This window comes from Streptosporangium amethystogenes (assembly GCF_000721075.1).
Lineage (GTDB): Bacteria > Actinomycetota > Actinomycetes > Streptosporangiales > Streptosporangiaceae > Streptosporangium > Streptosporangium amethystogenes.
The window spans coordinates 1-11,004 of sequence record NZ_JOEQ01000073.1; the positions used below are offsets into that span (position 1 = coordinate 1).

At 66.4% G+C, this 11,004-nt stretch carries 9 protein-coding genes; 7 read left to right on the forward strand and 2 right to left on the reverse strand.

All coding sequences use genetic code 11. The annotated features are described in order from the left end of the window. Window positions 1-1,028: 1,028 nt before the first annotated feature. On the forward strand, window positions 1,029-1,391 hold the full coding sequence (locus IG98_RS54560) for an ATP-binding protein (protein WP_030926083.1): 363 nt from the start codon (window positions 1,029-1,031) through the stop codon (window positions 1,389-1,391). Between the two features lie 362 nt (window positions 1,392-1,753). On the opposite strand, the gene IG98_RS0142860 is transcribed toward IG98_RS54560, so the two are convergent. Continuing rightward, entirely contained in the window at window positions 1,754-2,722 is a 969-nt protein-coding gene (locus tag IG98_RS0142860) for a GlxA family transcriptional regulator (RefSeq protein ID WP_030926086.1), read from the reverse strand. A gap of 1,127 nt (window positions 2,723-3,849) precedes the next feature. Between IG98_RS0142860 and IG98_RS0142870 the strand changes: the two genes are divergently transcribed. Then, window positions 3,850-4,143, forward strand: coding sequence for a hypothetical protein (locus tag IG98_RS0142870; RefSeq protein WP_030926090.1), 294 nt, complete (start codon window positions 3,850-3,852; stop codon window positions 4,141-4,143). A 110-nt stretch (window positions 4,144-4,253) separates the two neighbouring features. Here IG98_RS0142870 and IG98_RS0142875 read toward each other — a convergent pair whose 3' ends face one another. Next, window positions 4,254-5,081 (reverse strand): sulfite exporter TauE/SafE family protein, encoded by an 828-nt coding sequence (locus IG98_RS0142875; RefSeq protein WP_425428159.1) that lies wholly within the window; start codon window positions 5,079-5,081, stop codon window positions 4,254-4,256. A 180-nt stretch (window positions 5,082-5,261) separates the two neighbouring features. Between IG98_RS0142875 and IG98_RS0142880 the strand changes: the two genes are divergently transcribed. From IG98_RS0142880 to kdpB, 5 genes are all read left to right on the forward strand, one after another. Then, window positions 5,262-5,552 carry a hypothetical protein gene (locus IG98_RS0142880; RefSeq protein ID WP_030926094.1) on the forward strand — a complete coding sequence of 97 codons (291 nt, stop codon included), beginning with the start codon at window positions 5,262-5,264 and terminating at the stop codon, window positions 5,550-5,552. 15 nt (window positions 5,553-5,567) lie between these two features. Then, the gene (locus IG98_RS0142885; protein ID WP_030926096.1) at window positions 5,568-7,460 is read left to right on the forward strand and encodes an APC family permease; all 1,893 of its coding nucleotides are present in this window, start codon (window positions 5,568-5,570) and stop codon (window positions 7,458-7,460) included. Window positions 7,461-7,749: 289 nt separating this feature from the next. Continuing rightward, a complete protein-coding gene (gene kdpF, locus IG98_RS47915; RefSeq protein ID WP_051753687.1) occupies window positions 7,750-7,839 on the forward strand; it encodes a K(+)-transporting ATPase subunit F in 90 nt (29 codons plus the stop codon). Continuing rightward, window positions 7,839-9,500 carry a potassium-transporting ATPase subunit KdpA gene (gene kdpA, locus IG98_RS0142900; protein WP_030926098.1) on the forward strand — a complete coding sequence of 554 codons (1,662 nt, stop codon included), beginning with the start codon at window positions 7,839-7,841 and terminating at the stop codon, window positions 9,498-9,500. The genes kdpF and kdpA overlap by 1 nt, the downstream gene beginning before the upstream one ends. Next, a partial coding sequence (gene kdpB / locus IG98_RS0142905; protein ID WP_030926100.1) for a potassium-transporting ATPase subunit KdpB occupies window positions 9,500-11,004 on the forward strand: 1,505 nt, incomplete at its 3' end. The genes kdpA and kdpB, both read left to right, overlap by 1 nt.

An 11,004-nucleotide genomic window follows, 5' to 3' on the forward strand; every position in this document is an offset into this window, starting at 1 on the left:
CGCGTCCCGCTTGAACTCATCGCCGAACTTCGACGGTCGTGCCACCCGAAGGCTCCCCTCTACGGAACAAGATCCATTGTCGGGGGTGTCCTCACCTCGGGGGGAACCTCATCCCGCTTCTGGCGGGTGGCTGGCCAGCTTCGTTGGCGCGGGTGGGGAGGGAACTTCGTCCACAGAGCCAACGCTTCTGCGCTGAGCTGCCAGGGCCGGGGAACCGCCTGCGTGGTCGTCGTAGTCGTCACCGGTCCGGCCTCCCGAACAAGATGTTCAGACTCTCCGGCCGGTAACGCAGTGACGGAGGATCTGGAGGTTTGACCGCGTCCTCGGCTCGCCGCTGATGGTGAGCCAGAACTCCCTCGATGACGTCTTCGGCGGTCGGCGTCACATAGATCTGGGTGGTCGACAGGTTCGCGTGGCCAAGGACCCACTGGACGTCGGTGATGCAGGACCGTCTCGCAGTGCGCGACCGTCGAGGAGGCGTATCCAGGGCCAGGCGCCCGTTTCCCCGTCACCATGTTCGGCGCCCCCGAAGCAGACCGCTTCGGAGTGGGCTCGCCAGTTCGCCAGTGCGGCTGGGCCGGCTTGTTCGCGATCTGGATCCAGCGTGAGAAGACTCTGGCCTCGACGCGAGTCGCCTCACCCCACGGCACCTCAACCGACCATAGAAACCGGAACCACCGCAGCAGTGCCATCCCATACGACCGCTGGGTCGTGACCGCACGCCCCGCCGCCTGCAGATCGTTCAAGAAGTCCGTCACCGGCGCCACAACCTCGCCTGACGAATCAACCAGCTGGAACGGAACCCAGGGATCCTGGGTTTCCACCAACCCGCCCACGCGCTCGACGACGAGAACCCTGAGATCCCGCGGAGCATCTCCTTGTTTGCCCACGAGCAGTGAACGTAATCAACCACAAGCCCACGGGTCCCGAGAAAGAACAGAGAACTCTCGGTAGTTCAGTCAACAGGCCCGAGGTCGAGTCCTTCGCCGAGCTCAACGCCATGGTCGACGCCTGGGATCAAGCCGACGATGCGCGTCGGATCGGGTCCTGGGCCCGCACGGTCGGGGAGCACTTTCCCCCGCGAGAAGTCGCTGCGGGCTTTCGACTTTGACGCCAACCCCGACATCGACCCCGCGGTGATCCACACCCTCGCCAAGTGTGAATGGGTTCAGAAGGGCCAGCCGCTGTGCCTGATCGGGGACTCCGGCACCGGCAAGTCCCACCTGCTCATCGCGCTCGGCACCGTGGCCGACATGGCACGTCGGCTCAAGGAAGTCGCCGGAGAGCAGCGCGGCAAGCTGCATTTGAGTGACTATCGCTCCCGTCACGTGAAGATCCGGTCCATCATCTCCGCGCCGCCGAGCAGGACCGGGCGGACCTGCTCGCGGTAGACCGCCTCGGTGACGGCGGTTCCGCGCGGCCGACGCGTCGCGCGATGTCCTTCAGGGGTACGCCGGAGTCGGAGAGCAGCAGTCGACCAACCAGGGCCACTGTGATCGGCGACAGCCCGCTGCAGCTGGGATGAGTGCCCTGTCCACGGCTTCACACGCCCCTGCTGTTCGAGGTGGGTCAGCGGTGTTGCCGTGTGCAGTAGCGGACGACCAGGCCTGCGGCGGCGAGGAGCAGGAAAACCAGCACAATGTCCGAAAAGTTCACCATGTGCGCCCCCTGCCCGGTCGGAGGGAAGCTAGTCGCGCCGGATCCGATTCGAACCGATCCTCTGCGATCGATCAGCAGGACCAGGCGTCACCCCTCACCCGGAGCGCTTGGCACGGGCTTGGCGGTAGCGGGTTGGGGAAGTGCCGAACTCGGCGATGAACAACCGTCGAAGGCTCTCGGCGGAGCCGAACCCGCAGCGGGCTGCGATGTCCGCCACGGAGAGCGATGATGAGACGAGGAGTTGTTCGGCCGCCCGCGTGCGTGCCTGCCTGATGAAGCGGCCGGGCGTCTGGCCCAGGTGCTCCAGGCTGAGCCGAGTCAGGTGACGCTCGCTCACGTTCAGCTGGGCGGCCAGTGTCGTGGGGCTCAGATCACTGTCGAGGCCGTTGACGATGTGGTCGACCATCTGCCGAATCAGCGGATGTTCCGGCGGCGGCGCGCCCACGAACATGCTGATCTGCGCCTGGTCGCCCGGCCGCTGCAGGTAGGTCACCAGGCCACGCGCCACGATGCGGGCCAGGTGCGGGCCGTGGTCCTCCTCGATGAAGGAAAGTGTCAGATCCAGGGCGCTGGTGACGCCGGCCGCGGTCGACACGTGTCCCTCGCGGATGTAGAGCGGGCCGGGATCAACCGTGACGTTGGGGTGGTGAGCGGCGAGCGTTCCCGCGTACCTCCAGTGCGTGGTGGCGCGCCGCCCGTCCAACAGCCCGGCGGCGGCCAGCAGGGTCGCGCCCGTACACACCGACGCCACCCGCCTGCTGACCGCGGCCAGTCGGCGGATGTGTGCCAGGAGCACAGGATTGCCCGCGGAGATCTCGTGACCGATCCCACCGGAGACGACCAGGGTGTCGAGCGGCCCGGTGATGTGTTCGAGGGCTTCCTGGCTTTCCAGCGTCAGACCCGAGTCACAGGGCAGCGGCCTGCCACCCGAGGTGGCGAGGCGTGTCCGGTAGGGAGGAGCAGCCCCCAGCAGATTGGCCATATAGAGCGGTGTGGTCACCGAGGCGATGTCCAGCAACTCTGACTGTGGATACCCGATCACGATGGTCAGCCGCTCATTCATGAGTGCCCATCTTGGTGGAGAACCGACACGAATCCCAAGCTTACCGACAGGACCGAGGCCGGCCATGGTTCGTGCGGCCGGCCGGCCATTAAATCTGAAGCGCAAGGAAAGCCACGCGGTCATTGAGGTCCTGGTATGCGCGTGGCGAGGACGCAGCCATCAGAGATGGAAACGGAGAGGTGCGAATGTAAAACAACAAGCTCGTTGCCGCAGCCGTCTCGGCGGCCGGGGGAATCATGCTGTTGGCGAGCTCGGTGGCGATCGCAGGCCCCGTACTGGCGCAGCAGTCCACGGCCCCCCTCACCGCGTCGTCCGCCGTTACCTGCGGAAGCAGCCGGCCGCCCGATGGCTACTATTACGATTCCAGCTATGCGAACCCCAACGCGTGTCTGAAATGCCAGTCGGCAGGCGCCATCTACGAGGTCACCGGAAAGTGGCGCGCCTACTGCCGGAGAGTGAACAACTCGAATGGCGCGGTCGCGTGGGCCGACCTCTATCTCTTCTGTGTGGCATGCAGAAACGGGGTAAGACCCTCGGCGGAATCAGCGTGACCAGGACCTGATCCTGTGGGGCATCGCCTCAGGACATTTCATCACCAAGGGTCGGTACCGAGGCGTCCGGCTTGACGTACGTACACGTATCACGCCGAGTCGAAATCAGCTTGGCAGGCACCGGACGACGCACATCGGAAGCAGTTCATCCAGGAAAGGACGGGATCGAATGGTGAAAGTCTCTCGTATGGCCATCGCGGCGGCCGTGACCGCTGCGGCAACCGGATTCACCGCCGTCGTCGCGTCACCGGCGCAGGCCACCTATTCTGCCTGCGTCTCATACCTCGAAAGAGGGGGGTATCAGATCAGCCCTTCGAGAAGGGACGCGTGCTGGACCGGCGCCACTTCCCCAGCCGGAAGCTGGTTCCTCTGCTGGGACGGCCTCGTGGACACGCGAATTCCGTCGGCGGTGGCCGCGGCGGCCTGTGATCGGGCGAAACAGTAGCGGCAGGGCGTTTCATGGATTTCCCCGGACGGGCGCTCGGCGGCCGAGCGCGTCCGTGGCCCGCGCCGTGGACGCGAATGGCTGCGGCGCCATGTCGATCTCGAGATTCGAGTAGATATCAGGAGCGAGTCATGGGCAAGAAGCGAATACTGGCCGGACTGATCGTGGCCGGTGTCATCGGAACATTCCCCGTCGCCGGCACGCCCGCCCAGGCGTCGACGTCATCCGCGGTGATGGCCGACTACTGCGACAGGAACCCGCCTGGAGCCGGTTCGGTACCCGGGGACCGGTTCTCGGGCGAGAGAACGGTCGCCTGCGGAAAGTGCTACGAACAAGGGCTCTATCTGCGAGCGAAGGGGCAGATCTCGCAATTCTGGTGCGAATACTTCAACCTCTTCAAATACTCACGGATGTATGTCAAGTAACGAATGGATCCTCCGGTCCGCAGAGCGCCGCTCCCGCCGCACTGAGATCCTGTGACAAGGCGGAGATCCGACGCCCGGGGGCAGAGATCGTGCGGCACGAAGGTCCTGGATCATTGCCGCAGCAACTGGACGATGGCGAAGGTACCCACCGCCACGATGAGGATGCGCAGTACCGCGGGGCTGAGGCGGCGGCCTGCCTTGGCCCCGATCGGGCCGCCTAATGCGGAACCGACCGCGACGAGTAGGACGGTCGTCCAGTCGAAATCCGCGGAGAAGAGGAAGAAGAGTGCGGCGGCGGTGTTGACGAGGGCGACGAGGACGTTCTTGACGGCATTGAGACGCTGCAAGGTCTCGTCGAGGAGCACCCCCATCAGGGACAGGTAGATGATTCCCTGGGCGGCGGGGAAGTAGCCGCCGTAGACGCTGGCGAGTGTCAGTCCGGTGAGGAGCAGCGGGCCTCCGTCGGGGCGGGCGGCACCGCTGGTGCGTTCGCGGCGGCGCCGCACGCTTTTGCTGATCAGGGGCTGGAGGATGACCAGGACGAGGGCGAGGGCCACCAGGGCGGGCACGATCTTCTCGAACGCCGTGGTGGGCAGGACCAGCAAAAGCGTGGCGCCCGTAAGGCCGCCGAGCAGGGCGCCGGCGCTCATCTTCAGGATGCGCCGGCTCTGGCCGCTGAGCTCCGCGCGATAACCGATGGCCCCGCTGATGGAGCCGGGTATCACGCCGAGTGCGTTGGAGACCGCGGCGGTGACGGCCGGCATGCCGGTGGCGAGCAGAACGGGAAAGGTGATCAGTGACCCGGAGCCGACCACGGTGTTGACGGCGCCGGCGCCGGCGCCCGCCGCGAAGACGGCGAGCATCTCCCACGGCGTCACGCTGTCCCCTCCCTCGCGGAATCGGCGTCCATGCCCGGCCAGGTGGCGTGCGAGGGCCATGCTTCGCGGCGTGCCAGACCGAGCGATCCCGGAACCGGCGACCCGGTGGGGAGCGGTCCTCGCGCCGGGGCTCCCGGTGGATGGGTCCCGCCGGCTGTGCGGATGAAGTCGCGGGCCGAGTGCCGCAACGCGGCGGTCGCGCCTGCCGCGATCAGGGTGGGCGATTCCGTCTGACGGCCGGTGTCCGGCGAGGTTCTCACGTGGCCGACGCTAAACCGGAAACACTTCGGCGCTCAGCGAAGTGTCCCAGCCCCGGACGAGGCGGCGCTCTACCTGCCGGCCGAGTGGCCGGGCATCGAGACCACCTTCGATTTCGGCCTGGACACCATCCCGCACGTGCCGCAGTGCGCGGTCTTTCGGCTTATGGCCGTATACGCCCCGTCTGTGAATATTGACGTTTTCTTGACGCCCGGCCATGAATCGATGGGCTCTGACGTCAGTAATGTGCATTGCGGCTTTACGGATGATTGACGGGGAGGGCCGACAGTGGCCGGCAGGACTGGGCCACTACAGGCGTGGCTGCTCAAGGGCTTACAGACCGACCGTAAGCAGATCGAGCACGGTCCGCACAAGAAGCACACCTGGTGGCAGGTCATGTGCCTCACGGGCGTCGACTACTTCTCCACCCTCGGTTACCAGCCGGGCATCGCGGCGCTCGCGGCCGGCGCGCTGTCACCGCTGGCGACGCTGCTGCTGGTCATCCTCACCCTGTTCGGGGCGCTGCCCGTCTACCGCAGGGTCGCGGAGGAGAGCCCGCACGGCCAGGGCTCGATCGCGATGCTGGAAAAGCTGGCCCCGCAGTGGTGGGGCAAGTTGTTCGTTCTCGCCCTGCTCGGGTTCGCCGCCACCGACTTCGTCATCACGATGACGCTCTCGGCCGCCGACGCGACGGCCCACATCCTGGAGAACCCGTTCGTGCCCGACTTCCTGTCAGGCCGGCGGGTGCTGGTCACGCTCGTGCTGCTCGCCCTGCTCGGCGGGGTGTTCCTGATGGGCTTCAGCGAGGCGATCGGCATCGCCGTCGTCCTCGTGGGCGTCTACCTCGTGCTCAACGCGATCGTGGTGGCCGTGGCCGTCACGCACGTGCTCGATGCCCCCGACCTGGTCATCGACTGGCAACACGCGCTGACCACGACCTACACCAGCCCGATGGCCATGATCGGGCTCTCCCTGCTGGTGATGCCGAAGCTCGCACTGGGCCTGTCGGGGTTCGAGACGGGCGTCGCGGTGATGCCGATCGTCAAGGGCGAGGTCCAGGACCGGATCAAGGGCACCAAGCGGCTGCTGACCTCGGCGGCCATCATCATGAGCGTCTTCCTGATCTTCAGTAGCTTCGTCACCACCGTGCTGATCCCGGAGAAGGAGTTCGAGGAGGGCGGCAAGGCCTCAGGGCGGGCGCTGGCATTCCTCGCGCACGGTTTCCTCGGCGACTGGTTCGGTACGTTGTACGACATCAGCACCATCGCGATCCTCTGGTTCGCCGGGGCGTCGGCGATGGCGGGCCTGATCAATCTGGTGCCGCGCTACCTGCCCAGGTACGGCATGGCGCCCGACTGGACGCGGGCCGTTCGCCCGCTGGTCCTGGTGTTCAGTGCGATCGGCTTCGCCATCACGATCATCTTCGACGCCGATGTCGAAGCCCAGGGCGGTGCCTACGCCACCGGTGTGCTCGTGCTGATTTTGTCCGCCTCCGTCGCCGTGACGCTGTCCGCGTGGCGCAAGGGCCAGACCAGGCTGACGGGCGGCTTCGCCGCCGTCTCCGCCGTCTTTGCCTTCACGCTGGTGGACAACGTGTTCGAGCGTCCGGACGGGGTGAAGATAGCGTTCTTCTTCATCGTGGCGATCATCGTGACCTCGCTCGTCTCCCGGACGACCCGCTCCACCGAACTGCGCGTCACCAAGGTGACCTATGACCCGCTGGCCGAGCAGTTCGTCAACGGGGCCTGCGGCGAGGTGCACCTGATCGCCAATGAGCCGCACGAACGTGACCAGGCCGAATATCACGACAAGCTGCGCGAGCAGTGGCTCAACCACCGTCTGCGCAGCTCGGAGCAGGTCATGTTCGTCGAGGTGACGGTCGTCGACGCCTCGGAGTTCGAGACCGAGCTGGTCGTGCACGGAGAGGAACGCTTCGGCCAGCGGATCCTGCGCTTCGAGAGCCCCACGGTGCCCAACTCGCTGGCCGCGCTCCTGCTCGACCTGCGTGATCGTACGGGGCGGATACCGCACATCTACTTCCACTGGACCGAGGGCAATCCGGTGGCGGCGATGCTGCGCTACCTGCTGTTCGGCGGCGGGGACGTGCCACCGATGACCCGAGAGGTCCTCCGCCAGGCGGAACCGGACATCACCCGCAGGCCGCACGTCCACGTCGGGTGATCCTCACTCCTCGGTGAAGCGCGGGTCCTGCCGGTCGAGGTGGCGTCGCAGGCGCGCCTCTCCCGCGCACCGTTTCCGCCGTGCCGTCAAGAAGGTGTCAACAGTTGGCCTGCGGGCGTATGGAATGCGTTAAGGACGGCAAAATCTCCCAAATATTCCGCTTTTCTATGGGTGTTAGAAGAGCAAACATCCGGATTAGAGGAGTGGGGATGACCGACGTCATCTTCGTCGCCCTGACGATCACGTTGTTCGTGATCTTCGGGTTCGTCGTCAAGGCGGTGGAGCGCCTGTGAGCGCCATCAACGCCATCGGCCTCGTGGTGGTCGTCGGCCTGGTGATCTTCATGGTCGCGGCCCTGCTGTTCCCGGAGCGGTTCTAGTGAGTACGACAGTAGCCGGGATCATCTTCGTCGCATCCCTCATCATCGCCCTCGCGCTGACGCACAGGCCGCTCGGCGACTACATATACCGCGTGTACTCGGGTGTCAGGCACAACGTCGTCGAGCGTGGCATCTACCGCCTGCTCGGCGTCCGGCCGGACGCCGAGCAGCGGTGGGGTGTTTACGCCCGCAGTGTGCTGGCGTTCTCTGTCGTGTCGATCCTGTTCGTGTACGGCATGCAGCGCCTGCAGGACAAGTTGTGGTTGTCACTCGGCTTCGACCCGGTGCCCGACCACATCGCGTGGAACACCGCGATCAGCTTCGTCACCAACACCAACTGGCAGGCCTACTCGGGTGAGTCCACCATGGGCCACCTGGTGCAGATGGCCGCGCTGGCCGTACAGAACTTCGTGTCCGCCTCCGTCGGCATGGCGGTGGCGATCGCGCTGGTGCGCGGCTTCGCCCGCAACCGGGCTGACACCATCGGCAACTTCTGGGTCGACCTGGTGCGTGGCACGGTCCGTATCCTGCTGCCCATCGCCTTTGTCGGCGCACTGGTGCTGGTGGCCGGCGGTCTGGTGCAGAACTTCGCCTCCCCGCACGAGCTGAGCACCCTGACCGGCGGCACTCAGGCGATCACCGGCGGCCCGGTGGCCAGCCAGGAGGTCATCAAGGAACTCGGCACCAACGGCGGTGGCTTCTACAACACCAACTCGTCGCACCCGTTCGAGAACGCCACCGGCTGGACCAACTGGTTCGAGATCTTCCTGATCCTGCTCATCCCGTTCGCCATGCCGCGCGCCTTCGGCAAGATGGTCGGCCAGGTCAGGCAGGGTTACGCGATTCTCGCCGTGATGGCGATCATCGCCATCACCAGTGTCGTGCTGACCAACGTCTTCGAACTGAGCGCCAACGCCACCGTGCCGCAGGCCATCGGCTCGGCGATGGAGGGCAAGGACGTCAGGTTCGGCGTCTCCAACTCCGCGACGTTCGCCGCGGCGACGACTCTCACGAGCACCGGCGCGGTCAACTCCTTCCACGACTCCTACACCCCGCTCGGCGGCATGATGACGTTGTTCAACATGATGCTGGGCGAGGTCGCACCCGGCGGCGTGGGAGCCGGCCTGTACGGCATGCTGGTGCTGGCCGTGATCACGGTCTTCGTGGCCGGGCTCATGGTCGGCCGTACCCCCGAATACCTGGGCAAGAAGATCGGCGCCCGTGAGATCAAGCTGGCCTCGATGTACTTCCTGGTCACTCCGACCCTCGTGCTCGTCGGTACGGCTGCCGCCATGGGCAACGAAGCGGGTCTGGCGGCCATGCTGAACAGTGGCCCACACGGGTTCTCCGAGATCCTCTACGCCTTCACCAGCGCCTCGAACAACAACGGCTCCGCGTTCGGTGGCGTCACCGTCAATACGCCCTGGTACGACGTGGCGCTCGGTCTGTGCATGGTGCTCGGCCGCTTCCTGCCGATCATCTTCGTGCTGGCCCTGGCCGGATCGCTGGCCAGGCAGGCCCCGGTTCCCGAGTCCGCAGGCACGCTGCCCACCCACCGGCCGCAGTTCGTCGGCATGGTGGTCGGCGTCACGATCATCCTGGTCGCCCTGACCTTCCTCCCGGCCCTGGCGCTGGGCCCGCTCGCAGAAGGAATCAGCTAATGTCCACCCCAGTGCTCGAGGCGCCGGGACAGGCGCCGACGCCGCAGAAGAACGACAGGGTCGGCGGTGGTCTGCTCGACCCCAAGCAGTTGATCAAGTCACTGCCCGACGCGTTGAGGAAGCTGAACCCGGTCTCGCTGTGGCGCAACCCGGTGATGCTGATCGTGGAGATCGGCGCGCTGGCCACCACGGTCCTCGCCGCCACCAGCGAGTCGTCGTTCTTCGCCTGGGCCATCGCCGTCTGGCTGTGGCTGACGGTGGTCTTCGCCAACCTCGCCGAGGCCGTCGCGGAGGGCCGTGGAAAGGCGCAGGCCGCCACGCTCCGTGCCGCCAAGCGCGACACCACCGCCCGCCGACTGTCCGGCTGGGCGCCGGGCGCGAACGTGTCCTCGTGGGACACCGTCGGCGCGCCGGAGCTCAAGCAGGGCGATCACGTGATCGTCGAAGCCGGGGAGATCATCCCCGGCGACGGTGACGTGATCGAGGGCATCGCCTCGGTGGACGAGTCGGCCATCACCGGCGAGTCCGCACCCGTGATCCGCGAATCGGGTGGTGACCGCTCGGCGGTGACCGGCGGCACCAGGGTGTTGTCCGACCGGATCATCGTCCGCATCACCCAGAAGCCGGGCGAGAGCTTCATCGACCGGATGATCGCCCTGGTCGAGGGCGCCGACCGGCAGAAGACACCCAACGAGATCGCGCTGAACATCCTGCTGGCCGCTTTGACGATCATCTTCCTGGTCGCCACCGTCACCATGCAGCCGATGGCGATCTACGCCAAGAACGTCAACCCCGGCATCGCCGACTCTCTCGCCCTGACGGGCGACGGCGTCACCGGCATCGTGCTGGTCTCGCTGCTGGTCTGCCTCATCCCGACCACGATCGGCGCGCTGCTGTCGGCCATCGGTATCGCGGGTATGGACCGGCTGGTCCAGCGCAACGTCCTGGCCATGTCCGGCCGCGCGGTCGAGGCGGCAGGAGACGTCAGCACCCTGCTGCTGGACAAGACCGGCACGATCACGCTGGGCAACAGGCAGGCATCGGAGTTCCAGCCCGCTTCGGGGATCTCCGCCGACGACCTGGCCGCTGCCGCGCAGCTTGCGAGCCTCGCCGACGAGACGCCTGAGGGCCGCTCGATCGTGGTCTACGCCAAGCAGGCGTACGGTCTACGTGAACGTCAGCCAGGCGAGCTCGCCCACGCCGAGTGGGTGGAGTTCACCGCCCAGACCCGCATGTCGGGGGTCGACGTCGACGGCCGGCAGGTGCGTAAAGGCGCGGCGACGGCCGTCATGAGGTGGGTACGGGAGAACGGTGGCCGCGCGACCGAGGAGGTCGGCCAGCTGGTCGACGGCATCTCGGCCTCGGGGGGCACCCCGCTGGTCGTCGGTGAGATCGTCGACGGTAAGGCGCGGGTGCTGGGGGTGATTCACCTCAAGGATGTCGTCAAGCAGGGGATGCGCGAGCGGTTCGACGAGATGCGCCGGATGGGCATCCGTACCGTCAT

Excerpts from the sequence above, each read along its gene's own strand:
- IG98_RS0142870 (WP_030926090.1), top strand. The coding sequence starts at position 3,850 with ATGGGCAAGAAGCGAATACTGGCCGGACTGATCGTGGCCGGTGTCATC.
- IG98_RS0142875 (WP_425428159.1), bottom strand. The coding sequence starts at position 5,081 with ATGGCCCTCGCACGCCACCTGGCCGGGCATGGACGCCGATTCCGCGAG.
- IG98_RS0142860 (WP_030926086.1), bottom strand. The coding sequence starts at position 2,722 with ATGAATGAGCGGCTGACCATCGTGATCGGGTATCCACAGTCAGAGTTG.
- IG98_RS54560 (WP_030926083.1), top strand. The coding sequence starts at position 1,029 with ATGCGCGTCGGATCGGGTCCTGGGCCCGCACGGTCGGGGAGCACTTTC.